Origin of the sequence: Photorhabdus namnaonensis, from assembly GCF_001684335.1 — a bacterium.
GTDB lineage: Bacteria > Pseudomonadota > Gammaproteobacteria > Enterobacterales > Enterobacteriaceae > Photorhabdus > Photorhabdus namnaonensis.
On record NZ_LOIC01000086.1, the window covers coordinates 86,218 to 106,013 of the forward strand.

2 pseudogenes are annotated in these 19,796 nt (G+C 51.5%); both read left to right on the plus strand.

The features are described 5' to 3' along the window. A pseudogene (locus tag Phpb_RS27695) lies at window positions 1-10,126 on the plus strand (non-ribosomal peptide synthetase); the annotation flags it as partial. Between the two features lie 63 nt (window positions 10,127-10,189). Continuing rightward, a pseudogene (locus Phpb_RS27700) lies at window positions 10,190-17,395 on the plus strand (amino acid adenylation domain-containing protein); the annotation flags it as partial. Window positions 17,396-19,796: the final 2,401 nt, after the last annotated feature.

Consider the following 19,796-nt stretch of genomic DNA (forward strand, 5'->3'; position numbering starts at 1 on the left):
CGGTTTCCGCATTGAACCGGGGGAAATTGAGGCACGTCTGATAGAGTACCCGGGAGTGCGTGAGGCGACTGTGCTGGCGCTGGGGGATGGGCAGGACAAACGGCTGGTGGCTTATGTGGCGGCGCCAGTGGATGACGGATTGGTGAATAGTTTACGTACTCACCTGAGTAAAATGTTGCCTGACTACATGGTGCCGTCAGCCTTCGTGCGGTTGGATGCTTTCCCGCTAACGCCGAATGGTAAGCTGGATCGTCGGGCGCTACCGGCGCCGGACGGCGAGGCGTTTGCCCGTCAGATTTATGCAGCGCCGCAAGGGGAAGCGGAAATGGCATTGGCGGCTATCTGGCGTGAGTTGCTAGGTATGGAACAGATTAGTCGGCACGATAGTTTCTTCGCGCTGGGCGGCCATTCTCTGCTTGCGGTACGGATGATTGAACGTCTGCGTCATCTGGGGCTGACACTGGCGGTGCGTGACCTGTTCCAGTCGCCGGTGTTATCTGAACTGGCCCAAACATTGGGGCAATATCGGGCTGTGGCAGTGCCGCCGAATGTGATTACGTCAGCGACGACAACACTTACGCCGGAGATGTTGCCGCTGGTAGATCTAACCCAGGCTGACATTGACTGTATCGTCGGGCAAGTGCCGGGCGGGATGACCAATATTCAGGATATTTATGCCTTGTCGCCGTTGCAGGACGGTATTTTGTTCCACCACTTATTGGCAAACGAAGGTGATCCGTATCTGGGTGTCAGTCAGATAGCCTTTGCTGATCGCGCTTTGCTGGACCGCTATCTGGCGGCGGTACAACGGGTGGTTGATCGCCATGATATCCTGCGTACCGCCTTTATCTGGCGAGAGTTGTCTGTACCGGTTCAGGTGGTTTGGCGTCAAGCCACGTTGTCAGTGATGGAACTGGATTTGAATCCGGCCGATGGGCGAATTTGTGATCAGTTAACCCAACGTTTTGACCCTCGTCATCATCGTCTCGACTTGGGAGAGGCGCCGTTATTGCGCTTTGTGGTGGCACAAGAGGTTGATGGTCGCTGGATTGTACAGCAATTGTTGCATCATCTGATTGGCGACCATACCACGCTGGAAGTCATGAACAGTGAAGTACAAGCTTATCTGAGCGGACAGGAGGAGAGTCTGCCGGCGCCAGCGCCTTTCCGCAATCTGGTGGCGCAGGCCCGGTTAGGCGTCAGTCAGGAAGAACACGCTCACTTCTTTACTGACATGTTAGTCGAGGTAGATGAACCGACTTTACCGTTTGGTTTGACGGAGGTGTATCGTGATGGATCACAGGTGACGGAATCGCACCGGATGTTGTCAGCCGAGCTAAATAACCGTTTACGTCATCAGGCGAGACATTTGGGCGTCAGTTTGGCGGCCTTGTGTCATCTGGCTTGGGCACAGGTACTATCGTGTACCAGCGGGCAGGAGCAAGTGGTGTTTGGCACGGTGCTGCTTGGGCGCATGGCGGCGGGAGATGGGGTCGACAGCGGCATGGGGCTGTTTATTAATACCTTGCCGCTGCGGTTGGATATCGATGAGACCTCGGTACGAGACAGTGTTCAGGCCGCTCATACCCGATTGGCTGGATTATTAGCTCATGAGCATGCGTCACTGGCGCTGGCCCAGCGTTGCAGCAGTGTCGCTAGTGGTACGCCGCTGTTCAACGCATTATTAAACTACCGGCATAACCTGTCTCTGGTAACGCTGGATGAAACAATGAAGGGCATTGAATTCTTAAGCGGGGAGGAGCGGACTAACTATCCGTTTACCCTGTCAGTGGAGGATTTTGGCGATGCTCTGGGGCTGACGGCTCAAATTGTCCAGCCGTTTGATCCGGATCGCATATGCGGTTATATGCAGCAGGCGCTGGAAAGTCTGGCTGAAGCGCTTGAACGGCGGCCTGAGACACCGGTGCGGGCATTAAATATTTTGCCTGAAGTGGAGCGAAAGCTGCTGCTGGAAATGTGGAATACCACTGAAACCGCCTATCCTGAGACGTTATGTATTCATCAGTTGTTTGAACGACAAGTGGAGCAAACCCCAGAGGCCACGGCGTTAGAGTATCAAGAACAAATCCTCAGTTATGCTGAACTCAATAGCAGAGCTAACCGTCTTGCTCACAAACTGATTACGCTGGGAGTCGTACCGGACCAGCGGGTAGTGATTTGTGCAACACGCTCACCAGCGATGCTAGTGGGACTGTTGGCGATACTGAAAGCCGGAGGGGCGTATGTGCCGTTGGACCCAACTTATCCGGGGGAACGTCTGACGCATATCCTGAATGATGTTGCTCCGTCAGTGGTGCTGGCGGATAAGATTGGACGGTCGGCTCTGAGCGAAGAGGCATTGGTCGGGTTGACGGTATTAGATCCGAATATTCAGCCTGACCAGCCGGACAGCAATCCACAAGGGATTGCACTGACTCCACAACATCTGGCGTATGTTATCTATACTTCTGGCTCTACCGGCACGCCGAAAGGTGTAATGGTGGAACATCAGGCCATTTATCAACGTTATTTCGGTTTTAATCAGACCTATGCCGTCACGGCACAAGACCGGATGCTGCAATTTTCCTCTTTTGCCTTCGATGCGTCCGTCGAAGAATTGTTCTCATCATTATGCAATGGCGCCACGTTAGTGATTCGTGATGATAGTTGGTTGGCTTCTGTGTCGGCGTTTATCGCCTTAGCCCGACAGAATCAAATCACCGTGATGTCTCTGCCAACCCTGTTCTGGTCTGAACTGGCAGCCAGAGACAGGGCATTATTGCTACCGGATTGCCTCAGATTAATCATTATTGGGGGTGAGATGGTGAAGAAGAGCGCCATTCAGGCGTGGTTTGCGCAGGCAGAGCCTCGTCCACGATTATTAAATACTTATGGCCCGACGGAAAATACCGTCATTGCGACCTGTCAGGCGATATTATCCCCGGAAGACGCGTGTTCTATAGGCCGACCAGTTAGCCATACCGGCATATACTTGCTGGACAGATATGGCCGGCCTGTGCCATTAGGCAGTATTGGCGAAATATATATTGGCGGCGCCGGTGTGGCGCGTGGCTATCTGAACCGCCCTGAATTGACCGCCGAACGTTTCCTTGTTGATCCATTCAGTGATAACCCGGATGCCCGTATGTACCGCACCGGGGATTTAGCCCGTTATCTGCCGGACGGCAATCTGGAATTCCTGGGCCGTAACGACCAGCAGGTTAAAATCCGCGGCTTCCGCATTGAACCGGGGGAAATTGAATCCCGGTTGGCGGAACACCCGGCAGTGAGTGAATCTGTGGTATTGGCACAGAGTGAAGGACAAGAGAAACGGCTGGTGGCCTATGTCGTGGCGCCAGAGGATGATGAGCTGGTGAACAGCCTGCGTGCTCACTTGAGTGCTGTTTTACCTGATTATATGGTGCCAACGGCTTTTGTGCGGCTGGATGCGTTCCCGTTGACTCCGAACGGTAAGCTGGATCGTCGAGCGTTACCAGCGCCGGACAGTGACGCTGTTGCTCGTCAAACTTATGAAGCGCCACAAGGGGAAACGGAAATAGCCCTGGCGGCGATTTGGCGTGAAGTCTTAGGTGTTGAACAGATCAGCCGGTATGACAACTTCTTTGCTCTGGGCGGTCACTCGTTACTGGCGATGCGAGTGATGAATCGGGTAGCCGCTTTAGGTGGAGAATTGCCGCTGACGACTCTGTTTAAATCCCCTTCGTTGAGGGCGTTTGCTGAGGTTATGCAAGCCCGGATGGGACAGCCGGATATTATTCTGCCGTCCATTCTGCCGATATCCCGTGAAGGGGAATTACCGTTATCATTTGCTCAACAACGCCTGTGGTTCCTGGCGCAGCTTGAGGGCGTCAGTGAAACTTATCATATCCCGATGTCCCTGCGTCTGTCTGGTCAACTGGATATCGTAGCCTGGCAAAAGGCGCTGGATGCCTTGTTTGCTCGTCATGAAGCGTTACGTTCTGTCTTTGTTTCTGTAGATGGTCAACCGCAAGTGCGACTGTTGGAACCGGATGGCGGTTTACTGTTATCTCAATATGACCTGCGCGGAGTTTCGGATGCTGATGAAGTTCTTGAGCGTTTGAGTACGGAGGAGGCCCATGCGTCATTTGACCTCGAAAGCGGCCCGCTTATCCGTGCGGCTCTCATCCGGCTCACCGATGACGAATACCAATTTTTACTAACTCAGCATCATATTATTTCCGATGGCTGGTCTGCCAATGTGCTGATACAGGAACTGAACGCGCTCTATACGGCGTTTATGACTGGGCAGCCGGATACGTTGCCGCCGTTGGCGATTCAATACCCGGATTACGCCGCCTGGCAGCGTCAGTGGTTGTCGGCTGAACGAATTCAGGTTCAGTCTGACTATTGGCGTGCAATGTTGGCTGACGCGCCGGTTCTGTTGGATGTGCCCACTGATCGGCCTCGTCCGTCGGAGCAGTCGTTTGCCGGAGATGCTGTGCCGGTTAACTTGGATGTTGAATTAACGACCGCCCTTAAGCGTCTTAGTGAGCAGCAGGGCGTCACTTTATTCATGACGCTGTTGTCAGCTTGGGCGGTGGTTCTGTCACGTTTGTCAAGTCAGGAAGATGTGGTGATTGGCACGCCGAGCGCGGGCCGTGGTCGTCAGGAAGTGGAACCGTTGATTGGCTTCTTTGTCAATACGTTGGCGTTGCGTATTGGTTTATCAGGCGAGCTGACCGTGACGGAATTACTGGCGCGAGTTCGGCAAATCGCATTGACGGCTCAGGAGCATCAAGATTTGCCGTTTGAACAGGTGGTGGAAATCGTGCAGCCGCCGCGCCGACTGGCTCATACCCCGTTATTTCAGGTAATGTTTGCCTGGCATAACAATGAGAACTCGGAATGGGAATTACCGGGGCTGGCAGTCTCACCGGTCTATCAAGCTTTTGATATTGTCAAGTTTGATCTTGAACTGAGCTTGGCGGAGGAGGAGGGCAGGATTGTTGGGGCGCTGAGTTATGCCGCCGCCCTGTTTGATTCGGCAACAATGGAACGACAGATGGGATATCTGCATGCGGTGTTGCAAGCGATGGTGATTAACCCTCAACAGCCGATTGGAGAAATTGACATCCTGGCCCCGGCGGAGCGCAAGCTATTGCTGGAAACCTGGAACACGACAGGAACCGCCTATCCTGAGGCGTTATGCATTCATCAATTGTTTGAACAACAAGTGGAGCAAACCCCGGAAGCCACGGCGCTGGCGTATCAGGAACAAACCCTCAGTTATGCCGAATTAAATGCTCGCGCTAACCGGTTGGCCCATCAGCTTATCGCATTGGGTGTCGTACCTGACCAGCCGGTGGCGATTTGTGTGTCACGCTCGCCGGTAGTGGTGGTGGCGTTGTTGGCAGTGTTGAAAGCCGGCGGCGCCTATGTGCCGCTGGACCCAACCTATCCGCTAGAACGTTTGGCGTATATCCTGAATGATACTACTCCGTCAGTGGTATTGGCTGATGCGACTGGACGGGCGGCGCTAGGTGATGAAGCGTTGAGCGGGCTGACGGTACTTGACCCGAATACCTTGCCAGATCAGTCGGATCGCAACCCGCAGGTAGCTGCGTTGACGCCGCGGCATCTGATTTACATCATCTATACCTCCGGCTCAACGGGACAGCCGAAAGGGGTGATGGTGGAACATCAAGCGGTGTATCAGCGTCATTTGGGTTTTAATGAGTCTTATGCGGTTACGGCGCAAGATCGGCTGTTGCAATTTGCTTCTTTTGCATTTGACGTTTCAGTGGAAGAGTGTTTCTCGACATTATGCAACGGAGCCACGCTGGTCATGCGTGATGACAGTTGGCTGACGTCGATGTCAGAGTTTATTGCCTTAGCCCGACAGAACCGTATCACAGTGCTGTCTCTGCCGGCGTTATTTTGGTCCGAACTGGTTGCCAGAGACGATAATGCATTATCGCTGCCGGATTGTCTCCGACTTATTATCATTGGCGGTGAGGCGGTCAAAAAGAGCGCCATTCAGGACTGGTTTGTGCGAGAACTCCACCGACCCCGACTATTGAACGCTTATGGCCCGACGGAAAATACCGTAACAGCGACCTGTAAGGAGATTTTATCTCCAACCGATGATTGTTCTATCGGTCGGCCGCTTAAAAATACCTGTGTCTACCTGTTGGACAAATACGGTCAGTTAGTCCCGTTAGGCGGCGTTGGCGAAATGTATATTGGCGGCGTGGGTGTGGCGCGAGGTTATCTTAACCAGCCGGAACTGAGCGCGGAACGTTTTATACCAGACCCTTTTAGCCCGGTATCTGGCGCGCGGATGTATGTTACTGGGGATTTGGCCCGCTACTTGCCGGATGGCAGCCTGGAATTCCTGGGGCGTAACGACCATCAGGTTAAAATTCGCGGCTTCCGGGTTGAGCTGGGAGAAATTGAAACCCGGTTGGAGGAACACCCGGCGGTGCGAGAGGCGGCGGTGCTGGTGTGGGAGGATGAGCGGAGCAAGCGGCTGGTCGCCTATGTGGCGGCAGAAGCGAATGAAGAGTTGGCAGTCCGTTTGCGTGAACATTTGAGTGCGGTTTTACCTGACTATATGGTCCCGGCAGCTTTTGTGCAGCTGGATACTTTACCGCAGACCCCGAATGGCAAATTGGATCGCCGGGCGTTGCCGGCGCCGGGGGAGGAGGCGTTTGCCCGTCAGATCTATGAAGCCCCGCAAGGGAAGGTAGAAACGATGCTGGCGGCTGTCTGGCGTGAGTTACTGGGTGTTGAGCAGATTAGCCGACATGACAGTTTCTTTGCGCTGGGTGGTCATTCGCTGCTTGCTGTGCGCATGATTGAACGATTGCGGCGTATTGGTCTGAGTATATCGGTAAAAACGTTATTCCAGCATCCGACACTCTGTATTTTGGCACAGTCTCTGGTTCAGCATAATGAAATTCAGGTGCCTGACAACCGTATTACACCGGATACTACGGTGCTGACGCCGGCGATGTTGCCGCTGATTGATTTAACCCAGGCTGACATTGACCACATTGTCGGGCAGGTGCCGGGCGGGATCGCCAATATTCAGGATATCTATGCGCTGTCGCCGTTGCAGGATGGCATTTTGTTCCACCATCTGTTGGCGAATGAAGGTGATCCCTATCTGTTGACGGGGCAGATGGCTTTTGCTGACCGAGCGCTGTTGGATCGTTATCTGGCGGCGGTTCAACAGATCATTGATCGGCACGATATTCTACGTACCGCGTTTCTCTGGCAGGGATTGTCAGTCCCGGCGCAAGTGGTCTGGCGTCAGGCCCCATTGTCGGTGACGGAACTGACATTAAATCCGGCTGACGGCCCGGTCAGCGAGCAGTTAACCCAGCGTTTTGATCCGCGTCATCATCGTCTCGACCTGAGCGAAGCGCCGTTGTTGCGTTTTGTCATCGCTCGGGAAACCGATGGTCGTTGGTTGTTGCTGGAATTGCATCATCACTTGATCGGCGATCATGAAACGATGGAGGTGATGCACCGCGAAGTGCAGGCGTACCTGACAGGCCAGGAGGATAATCTGCCAGCGCCTACACCGTTCCGCAATCTGGTGGCTCAAGTCCGGTTGGGAGTGAGTCAGGAAGAGCACACGCGCTTCTTTACTGACATGTTAGCGGAGGTAGATGAACCGACCCTGCCGTTTGGTTTGACAGAAGTGCATCGTGATGGTTCGCAAGTCACGGAAGCTCACCGGATGTTGTCGGCTGGGTTAAATGACCGTTTGCGTCATCAGGCGAGACATCTGGGCGTCAGTCTGGCGGCCTTGTGTCATCTGGCTTGGGCGCAGGTGTTGGCGCGTACCAGCGGTCAGAAGAATGTTGTGTTTGGTACGGTGCTGTTTGGGCGTATGCAGGCCGGGGAAGGGGCAGATAATAGCATGGGGCTGTTTATTAATACCTTGCCGTTGCGGCTGGATATCGATGAGACCTCAGTACGGAGCAGCGTGCAGGCTGCCCATGCTCGACTCGCAGGACTATTAGAACATGAGCACGCGTCACTGGCGCTAGCCCAGCGTTGCAGCGGTGTGCAAGGTGAGATCCCTCTCTTTAATAGCTTGCTGAACTATCGGCATAACACCTTGCTGGCAGCGTCGGATGACATCATCAGCGGTATTGAATTTATTGGTGGGCAAGAGCGGACTAACTATCCGTTAATGCTATCAGTGGAGGATTTTGGCGAATCCCTTGGGCTGACGGCTCAGGTTGTGCAACCGTTTGATCCGGAAAGTTTATGCGGTTATATGCAGCGGGCGCTGGAAAGTCTGGTGGGTGCCCTTGAGCAAGTGCCGGACATGCCTGTTAGGGCATTGGAAATCTTGCCGAAAGCGGAACGTACACTGTTGTTGGAAACCTGGAACGCGACGGAAAGCGCTTATCCTGAGGCGTTATGTGTTCATCAATTGTTTGAACAACAGGTGGAGAAAACCCCTGACGCGACAGCGTTAGTGTATCAAGAGCAAACCCTCAGTTATGCCGAATTAAATACCCGTGCTAACCGCCTGGCCCATCAGCTTATCGCACTGGGCGTTGTACCCGACCAACGGGTGGCGATTTGCGTGGCGCGTTCACCGGCAATGGTGGTGGGATTGCTGGCAGTGATGAAAGCGGGTGGAGCGTATGTGCCGCTAGACCCGGCTTATCCTGGCGGGCGTCTGACACATGTCCTGCATGATGCCGCCCCAGTGGTGGTGTTGGCGGATGAAGCTGGCAGGGCTGTACTGGGTGAGGAAGCGCTGGCTGGACTAACGGTACTGGACCCGAATACTTTGCCTGATCAGCCGGACAATAATCCACTGGTGCCTGCGCTGATTTCCCGGCATCTAGCCTATGTGATTTACACTTCCGGCTCCACGGGGGTGCCCAAAGGGGTGATGATTGAGCATCGCAATACGGTTAACTTCTTGCACTGGGCGCAGCGGGCCTTTGAGACGGAAGAGATCCGCGAAGTGCTTTTTTCGACGTCGATAAGTTTCGACCTGTCCATTTTTGAATGTTTTATGCCGTTATCTCGCGGTGCGGCGATTCATCTGGTAGAGGGTGCCTTGTCATTGATGCAGCATACCCTGCCGGTGACCTTGATTAACTCAGTCCCGTCTGCGATGAAACCGTTATTGCAGACTCAGGCGCTGATGGCGTCGGTTCATACGGTCAATCTGGCGGGGGAACCGCTCAAAGGCGCCTTAATTGAACAGATTTTCGCAGAAACACAAATACAGCGGCTGTGTAATCTCTATGGTCCTTCTGAAACGACGACCTATTCTGCCTGGTTGCCGATACAGCGAGGCGACCGGATTATTGAAAGTATCGGCCGTCCGATAGCCAACACCTGCCTTTACTTACTGGACGAATATGGTCAACCGACGCCGTTGGGCGTAGTGGGGGAAATTTATATCGGGGGCGCGGGAGTGGCGCGTGGCTATCTCAATCGTCCAGACTTGACGGCGGAACGGTTCCTTATCGATCCGTTTAGTGATGGGCCGGGTGCCCGGATGTACCGCACCGGGGATTTAGCCCGCTATCTGCCGGACGGCAATCTGGAATTCCTGGGCCGTAACGACCAGCAGGTTAAAATCCGCGGCTTCCGCATTGAACCGGGGGAAATTGAATCCCGGTTGGTGGAACACCCGGCGGTGAGTGAATCGGTGGTATTGGCGCAAGGGGAAGGGCAGGAAAAACGGCTGGTGGCTTATGTGGTAGCGGAAGCGAGCGAGGGGTTGATTAACCGTTTACGCGAACATCTGAGTATTCAGTTGCCTGATTACATGGTGCCGGCGGCCTTTGTACGGCTGGATGCACTGCCATTGACGCCGAACGGTAAATTGGATCGTCAAGCGTTACCGGCGCCGGACAATGAAGCTGTTGCCCGTCAGATTTACGAAGCGCCGCAGGGAGAAACAGAAATGGCTCTGGCGGCGATTTGGCGTGAAGTCTTAGGTGTTGAACAGATCAGCCGGTATGACAATTTCTTTGCTCTGGGCGGTCATTCGTTGCTGGCGGTGCGGGTGATGAACCGGGTAGCGGCTTTGGGTATCGAACTGCCGCTAACGACCCTGTTTAAGTCTCCTTCGTTAAGGGCGTTTGCTGAGGTTATGAAGGCCCGGCCCGGTCAACCGGATAATATCTTGCTGATATCCCGTGATGGGGCATTACCGTTGTCATTTGCTCAACAGCGCTTGTGGTTCCTGGCGCAGCTCGAGGGCGTCAGTGAAACTTATCATATCCCGATGGCCCTGCGTTTATCTGGTCAATTGGATGTTATGGCTTGGCAAAAAGCGCTGGATACCTTATTTGCCCGTCATGAAGCGTTACGTTCGGTTTTTGTCTCTGTAGATGGTCAGCCACAAGTACAGCTGTTGGAGCCAGATAGTGGCTTACTATTATCTCAATATGACCTGCGCGGGATACCGGATGCTGATGTTGTTCTTGAGCGCTTGAGCGTAGAGGAGGCCCATGCGTCATTTGACCTTGAAAGCGGCCCGCTTATCCGTGCTGCGCTTATCCGGATCGCCGATGATGAATATCAGTTTTTGCTGACCCTGCATCACATAATTTCCGATGGCTGGTCTGCCAATGTGCTGATACAGGAACTGAACACGCTCTATACGGCGTTTATGGCTGGACAATCAAATCCGCTGCTGCCGTTGGCGATTCAATACCCGGATTACGCTGCCTGGCAGCGTCAATGGTTGTCGGCTGAACGTATTCAGGTTCAATCTGACTATTGGCGGGCAATGTTGGCTGATGCGCCAGTCTTGTTGGATCTGCCGACAGATCGGCCTCGTCCGACGGAGCAGTCGTTTGTTGGGCAGTCCGTGCCGGTTAACCTGGATGCGGCGTTAACGACCGCCCTTAAGCGCCTGAGTGAACAGCACGGCGTCACCTTATTTATGACGCTGTTGTCAGCGTGGGCGGTGGTTCTGTCGCGTCTGTCAAGTCAGGAAGATGTGGTGATTGGCACGCCGAGTGCGGGTCGCAATCGTCAGGAAGTGGAGCCGTTGATTGGTTTCTTTGTCAATACGTTAGCGTTGCGCATGGATTTATCGGGTGAACTGACGGTGACGGAATTACTGGCGCGAGTTCGGCAAACCGCATTGACGGCGCAGGAGCATCAGGATTTACCGTTTGAACAGGTGGTGGAAATTGTGCAACCGCCGCGCCGACTGGCGCATACCCCATTGTTCCAGGTGATGTTTGTTTGGCAGAACAATGAGAACACGGAGTGGGGATTACCGGGGCTGGCGGTGTCTCCGGTCAATCAAGCCGTTGATGTTGTCAAGTTTGATCTTGAACTGAGCTTGTCAGAGGAGGAGGGCAGGATTGTTGGGGAGTTGAATTTTGCCGCCGCCCTGTTTGATCCATCGACAATGGAGCGGCAGGTAGGATATCTGTATGCAGTATTGCAAGCGATGGCGGCTGACTCTCAACAGCCGGTCGGAGAAATTGATATCCTGTCTGCGGCGGAACGTAGGTTGTTGTTGGAAACTTGGAACGCTACGGAAACCACTTATCCTAATGAGTTATGTATCCATCAATTGTTTGAGCGGCAGGTGGAGAAAACGCCTAATGCGATAGCATTAGTGTATGAAAAGCAAACTCTCAGTTATGCCGAATTAAATAGCCGTGCTAACCGGCTGGCTCGTCAACTGATCGAACAAGGAGTTTGTCCCGGTGATCATATTGCGCTCCTGCTAGCGCGTTCGATGGAACTGGTAGTGGCTCAATTGGCGATTCTTAAAGCCGGCGCCGTTTACGTGCCGCTTGATCCCAATGTACCGGATGAACGGAAAAACTGGCTGATAAGTGATTGTTCCGCCCGGTTGCTGCTTACTGATACACGGTCGGATATTCCGGTGAATCTGTCTGTGCCGCTGCTTCGTCTCTCGAATGAAACAGGTACGGGCTGCGAAGAAGATTGCTTTAACCTTGACTTACCGCGTTCCAGCGCCGAATTAGCGTATATCATGTACACCTCTGGTTCTACCGGGATGCCTAAAGGCGTCTTGGTGCCGCATCGTGCGGTGGTCCGGTTGGTTATCAATAATGGCTATGCTGAAATCGTGCCGGATGATCGGGTAGCCTTTGCCGCCAATCCGGCTTTCGATGCCAGCACGTTTGAAGTCTGGGCGCCGTTGCTCAATGGCGGCGCGTTAGTGGTGATCGATCATGCCACTTTGTTGACGCCACAGGCGTTTGTACAAGATCTACAGGTTCAGCGAATCACTGTTCTGTGGTTGAGCGTCGGATTGTTTAACCAGTTAGCGACGGAGTTGTCTCCGGTTCTTCCACGGATAAAGATCCTGATTGTCGGCGGAGATGCCCTTGATCCCCATGTTATCGGCCAAGTACTGAACACCAGTCCACCACAACAGCTATTAAATGGTTATGGACCGAGTGAAGGCACCACCTTTACGGCAACATACCGTATCACTGCGTTAGCGCCGGGAGCCTCTCGCGTTCCTATCGGTCGACCGGTAGCCAACACGCGGGTTTATCTGTTGGACGCGTATAGTCAGCCGGCGCCGTTAGGCGTGGTCGGTGAGATTTATGTCGGGGGCGATGGAGTGGCCTGTGGTTATCTGAATCGGCCTGAATTGACCGCTGAACGTTTCCTGATTGATCCGTTCAGTGATAATCCTGATGCCCGCATGTACCGCACCGGGGATTTGGCCCGTTATCTACCGGATGGCAATCTGGAATTCCTGGGGCGCAATGATCAGCAGGTTAAAATCCGCGGTTTCCGCATTGAACCAGAGGAAATTGAGGCTCGGTTAGCAGAGTACCCAACGGTGCGTGAGGCGGCGGTATTGGTACGAGGTGAAGGGCAGGAGAAACGGCTGGTGGCCTATGTGGCGACGGAAGCCCGTGACGGACTAGCGAGTATCTTGCGTGCCCATCTAAGCGCCATTTTGCCTGACTATATGGTGCCGTCGGCCTTTGTACGACTGGATGCGTTTCCGCTAACGCCGAATGGTAAATTGGATCATCAAGCGTTGCCGGAACCGGACAATGACGCCTTTGTCCACCAGGTTTACGCCGCGCCCCAGGGAGAAACAGAAATAGCGTTGGCGGCTATCTGGCGTGAATTACTGGGGATTGAGCAGGTCAGCCGGTACGACAGCTTTTTTGCTCTGGGTGGTCATTCGCTGCTTGCGATACGAATGGTTGAACGCCTGCGTCATCTGGGATTGACGCTGACGGCGCGTGATCTGTTCCAGTCGCCGGTGCTGTCAGACCTGGCGAAAACGTTGGGGCAGCATCATGCTGTGATAGTGCCGCCTAACGTCATCACTTCGGCAACTACAGCCCTGACGCCGGCGATGTTGCCGTTGATTGATTTGACTCAGGCAGACATTGACCGCATCGTCAGACAGGTGCCGGGCGGGGTGAGCAACATTCAGGATATCTATGCCCTGTCGCCGTTACAGGACGGTATTTTGTTCCACCACTTACTGGCAGACGAAGGGGACCCCTATTTGTTAGCCGGCCAGATGGTCTTCGCTGATCGGACTCTGCTGGATCGTTATCTGGCGGCAGTACAACAAGTTGTTGATCGCCACGATATTTTGCGTACCGCCTTTGTCTGGCAAGAGCTGTCAGTGCCGGCTCAGGTCGTCTGGCGTCAGGCGCCTTTATCGGTCACTGAATTGGATTTAGACCCGGCGGATGGGCCGATTGGTGAACAACTGATTCAACGTTTTAATCCCCGTCATTATCGTCTTGAGCTGGATCAAGCGCCATTGTTGCGGTTTGTGGCGGCGCAGGAGACGGATGGTCGTTGGGTGGTGTTGCAACTGCTGCATCACCTGATTGGCGACCACACCACGCTGGACGTGATGAACAGTGAGGTTCAGGCGTATCTGACCGAACGGGAGGAGAGTCTGACTTCTCCAGTCTCTTTCCGTAATTTAGTGGCTGAAGCCCGGTTGGGAATGAGTCAGGAGGAACATACCCGCTTCTTTACTGAAATGTTGGCGGAGGTGGACAAATCCACGCTGCCATTCGGATTAACGGAGGTGCATCGTGATGGTTCACAGGTGACGGAATCCCACAGGATGCTAGCGCCTGAACTGAATGACCGTCTGCGTGGACAGGCCCGGCGTTTGGGCGTCAGTCTGGCGGCGTTGTGTCATCTGGCCTGGGCACAAGTGTTGGCGCGTACCAGCGATCAGGAGCAAGTGGTGTTCGGCACCGTGCTGTTTGGGAGGATGCAGGCAGGTGAGGGCGCCGACAATGGCATGGGGTTGTTTATCAATACCTTGCCGCTGCGGCTGGACATCAATGATACGTCGGTACGGGAGAGTGTGCTGGCCGCTCATACCCGACTGGCCGGATTACTGGCGCATGAACATGCGTCACTGGCGTTGGCCCAGCGTTGCAGTGGTGTGCAGGGTGAGATCCCTCTCTTTAGTAGCTTGCTGAACTATCGACATAATGCATTTTCGACAACGTTGGATGAACTTGTAAACGGTATTGAATTCCTTGATATGCAGGAGCGAACCAATTATCCGTTAGTGCTGTCGGTGGAGGATTTTGGTGAATCCTTGGGGGTAACCGTTCAAGTTGCCCAGCCGTTTGAACCGGAACGGGTATGTGGCTATATGCAGCAGGCACTGGAAAGCCTGGCGGAAGCATTGGAGCAGACCCCGGAAACGCCGGTACGGACATTGAATATCCTGCCGGAAGCGGAGCGTACACTGTTGCTGAGAGCTTGGGACGCGACGGAAACCGCGTATCCAGAGACGTTGTGTATTCATCAATTGTTTGAACAACAAGTGGAGCAAACCCCGGATGCGATAGCATTAGTGTATGAAGATCAAACCCTCGGTTATGCGGAATTAAATGCCCGGGCTAACCGGCTGGCTCATCAGCTTATTGCGCTGGGCGTCGAGCCGGATCAACGAGTGGCGATTTGTGTGTCACGTTCACCGTCAATGGTGGTGGGGATATTGGCAATACTGAAAGCCGGTGGCGCCTATGTGCCGCTGGACCCGGTTTATACGGGTGAGCGTCTGGCACATATTCTGACTGATGCCGCTCCGGTTATCTTACTGGCGGATAACGCCGGGCGTGCTGCGTTGGGTGAGCAGGCGCTGGCGGAACGCACCGTACTTGACCCGAATGCATGGCTCAACCAGCGGGACGACAACCCGCAGGTACCGGTGCTCACTTCACGACATCTGGCGTATGTCATTTATACCTCGGGTTCGACCGGGACGCCGAAAGGGGTGATGCTGGAACATCGCGGTGTCTGCAACTACCTGCTATGGGCGCGGAGTGATTACCTTACTGAAAGGCAATGCAATAGTATCGTTTCGTCATCGATAGCCTTTGATGCCACGGTCACCAGTCTTTACCTGCCTTTACTGTGCGGCGGCAAGATCCATTTGCTCCGTGACAGGCAGGAGCTGGTTGAATTGCTTCCTGCGTTGCTGTCAATGGAATCAGGCGCTCTGGTTAAAATTACGCCCGGTCATCTTTCGGCAATGGGGCAGAAATTGAAAACCGTGGGACAAAAATGCCCGGCTCACTGCTTTATCGTGGGTGGGGAGGCACTGCCCAGTTCCACTATTGCACTTTGGCGAACATTATCGCCTGGATCACGCCTCATCAACGAGTACGGCCCAACCGAAACCGTCGTGGGTTGTACCGTGTTTGATGTCAATCACTCGAGCTGTTTTGCCGATAACGTACCGATTGGCCGCCCAATATCCAATACCCAGATTTATATTCTCGATACTCACGGGGAACCTGTTCCAATGGGGGTCACGGGTGAACTTTACATTGGGGGCGTCGCTGTCGCGCGTGGCTACCTGAATCGGCCGGAATTAACCGCTGAACGTTTCCTAATGGACCCGTTTAGTGATCAACCGGGCGCTCGTATGTACCGTACCGGGGATTTAGCCCGCTACCTGCCGGACGGCAACCTGGAATTCCTGGGCCGTAACGATGAGCAGGTTAAAATCCGTGGTTTCCGTATTGAACTGGGGGAAATTGAGGCACGTCTGATAGAGCACCCGGGGATACGTGAGGCGACTGTGCTGGCGTTGGGGGATGGGCAGGACAAACGGCTGGTGGCTTATGTGGTCGCGCCGGTGGATGACGGGTTGGTGAATAGTTTGCGTACTCACCTGAGTAAAATGTTGCCTGACTACATGGTGCCGTCAGCCTTCGTGCGGTTGGATGCTTTCCCGCTAACGCCGAATGGTAAGCTGGATCGTCGGGCGCTACCGGCGCCGGACGGCGAGGCGTTTGCCCGTCAGGTTTATGCAGCGCCGCAAGGGGAAGCGGAAATCGCCTTGGCGGCTGTCTGGCGTGAGTTGCTGGGTGTAGAACAGATTAGTCGGCATGATAACTTCTTCACGTTGGGCGGCCATTCACTGCTTGCCATGCGAATGATAAATCTTGCTGCTGGTCGAGGTTTGGTTTGCACATTGAATGCTGTGTTCCAATTCCCGGTGCTGACTGAACTGGCTGCGAAAATTACCTCAGATCTGTTATCTCAGCCGCAAAGCAGCGCCATATCGGTACGACTTGATGGGGCAGGATTGCCGCTGTTCTTTGTTCCCAGCGGCATGGGTGATTACTCCTATGTCTTCGGGCTGGCTAAACATATTCCATCGGACCACCCGATTTATGCGTTGCCTTGGCCGTCTATTAATGAAAAACCGATGGCAACGATGGAGCGACAGGCGGCGAGAATGATCACCTTGATAAAGGCTGTTCAACCGGAAGGCCCTTATCGGCTATGTGGTTACTCCTCTGGTGGAATATTGGCTTATGCTATTGCTCAACAGCTTTTGAATGCGGGTGAAGCGGTCAATTTCCTGGGATTGATTGATGTGCCTGCGCCTCATTATTTAGGGGAACAGATCATACAACCTAAATATCGGTTCTTTATTGAACTGGCTCGACAGTCAGGGGAGGGGCACACGGAAGAGATTGCGGCGTTATACCGAAGAATCGATGAGTTGAATTTTGTGCAGTTTATTGAAGCGGCGCAAGAATTGGCGTTGTATCCTGCAAATCTGCATGCTGATGTGATCGCAAAACGTTGGGAGCAGATCGAACATTACGCGCAAATAGTTGCGAACTATGAACCGCCAGCATTAGCAATAACGCTGCATCAGTTCTATGCAGTAGAACCTTCCCCTGCTATTTCTTTTATAGAGGATGAAACACCGGAGTCAGTGAACATGGAACCGTCATTGGGTTGGGCGCAGATAATAGCTGATACCTCGCTTGAGCTGATTGCGATACCGGGTAACCATTTTAGTTTATTGGAGGATGATGAGAATAAAATTGTTTTAGCTCAGGCTTTAAATAGGGCGTTGGCAATCAGTTGTGATGAGGAGACATCGTAATACTGATATAGTCAGGCGTTTTAAATAATTTAACCTTGATATGATAATCCGGTATATGTTGTTTATACCGGATTGTTTTTTTACTTATTCTTTTTCCCGAGGTGTATGCGCATTAACAAAAACAAAGCCGATTTTCATTTTTCACTGATGGCTTTATGGTGGGCAGGTTTTAAACTGTTTTTAAAAACCTTGTTTTAATCTCTGATTTTAATCGGTATCAGGTTTTAACCGTTGTTTTTATCACTTTTACTCCCTGATTTTTATTCAGTTTAACCATCATGGCATATCGTGTTTTACATTTAACCAATGTTAATCATACCCGCTTTTTATCTTTACAGAGGCTGTTTACGCTCAATCCTGAGCGATTTCTATAGGTTATTTTTCGCATAAATTAGGCCAGTGAATAGCCTGATAATATTAAAGATACTCCCTTATACTTTCTCGGATAATCAACTCTCTGTTTAGAGGTTAAATCCTGCTACATTAACCATTTTACCCCTCTTTTTATTGCGTTGTGTTTATAACTTGCTCAGTAAAATAACCGTGAGAAAACACGTTAATATCAACAAACCGGGTAATATTCTTTTACCGGCTGATTTCTTTTTAATTCTTTGTTAATGGTTATACCCGCAATTTCCTATCCTTATGAAAAAGTATCTATTGAGTTAACACCATATTTTCCTTTGATATAAATCTTTCATCTCTCTGTATACTCACGTTTAAATCATCATAGTAATGAATAAACCTTTTTTATTCACGCTGTCCCTTTTTAAAAGTGGGCATTAATGGGAGACCTGCTTTTTTAATCCTTAGCTGAGTTAATTAGCGATAAAAAAACACTTGCATTTTCTAACAACGGAAAATACCGGTAAAAAGAGAAAGTTAACCATGTTAAAAGAGATAGCATCGGTAAAACAGTTATCATGCCTGGCGTTTTCCTGCTTTTTAAAAGCAAAAGCGGGTTTTCATTGAGCCGTTTTTATCAACCTCATGTTTTTACGTTTCCTGATATGGAGTTAACTTCCTTATTTTCATTAAACTGAGGTTGAGGCTTTCTCTTTTTCCTGTATTTAACTCTTCAACTTTAAATAACTTTCCAAAATAGTGCTACACCTTACACACGCTACATAACATATAATTCTATGTATAACAATGGGTTGAAGAAAATCATGTGTGCCGGAATTATGAAACCTTATTTAAAACCAGCAGATAACCGATATGCTAATAATAGGTAAACTCAACGCCTGATTATTCAATCGTGTTTAATACGGTTAATCCGGCAAACCTAAAGGTTTATCGATTTTCTTTAATGATTGCCTCTGTTTTTCATAAACGCCTTGCGGTCCATGCAAAACCGCTTATTTAAGCAGGTTAGTTTAATCCGGTTAAATATTTTCACTCTTATTACGGGATTAACGCTGTCACTGTGTTAATCAATTCAAGCCCGGTTTTTCCGAATGTTTTCTCTGCCAATGTCAATATAATAGCGAATTTTTTACCCATTAAAAAAACTTAATCATTGATTTTCACTGTTAATGATTAAAGTTTTCACCCGTTTTTTCATCACTCACTATGTTTTCTCGAGGTTAAAACGACACTGACAGACTATAAATGGCTTTTTAACGCTGGTTTTATCATATCCAGATAAAGCGTATCTCATTTTACCTGAATCAGTGAAAACCTCTGTCATGCCTTGTTTTCAAACACGATGAAAAACGCCCCCCACCGGATTTAATCCGAGTGAATCTCAACATTACGGAGTCAATAAAAACACTAAAACGAAAAAGTCAAGACAGTAAAAACAGCGTTAAACCCCCGCCGAGGGTGGCAAAATGCGATAAAAAAGCGTTTCATTTTCCATGAAAACGGTCAGTACACATTTTTTCGTTTTATGATTAATGAAAACTCAACCGTGATAATCGCAGCGCTAAAAGCAGATACAGCATAATACGGTGTCCGTTGCTGCCATTGAATAAAATTCGGATGTTGGGTGAACGTAGCGGGTTAAAGGATTTGCGATTTATGTCACATTTATTAAACTCATCAAATGTTCATCCCCCAAACAAATGGGACAACAGGAATTTTTTATTATATGTTCCTGACTGGATATTAAACACATAAAACGACTGATGCGTTATCTTAACCAGACGCTTAAACCGCAATAGAATATCCCCGACGTTGCCTGTTCATACAGGTTATCAATAAGACTGTCAGCCACAGACTGCCAGCGCCTTTATAGTTTTGACGTAACTTGCCCGAGGCGCTTTAACCTTTGGGGCAGCTTATGAGCTGCTCCCCTGACCTGATAATACGGTTCAGTTAACCTTGTTATCTGATCGTTATTATCTGACCACGCCAGGTAAGTTCACTGGAACATGACAACCTGTTTCAATCAACAACG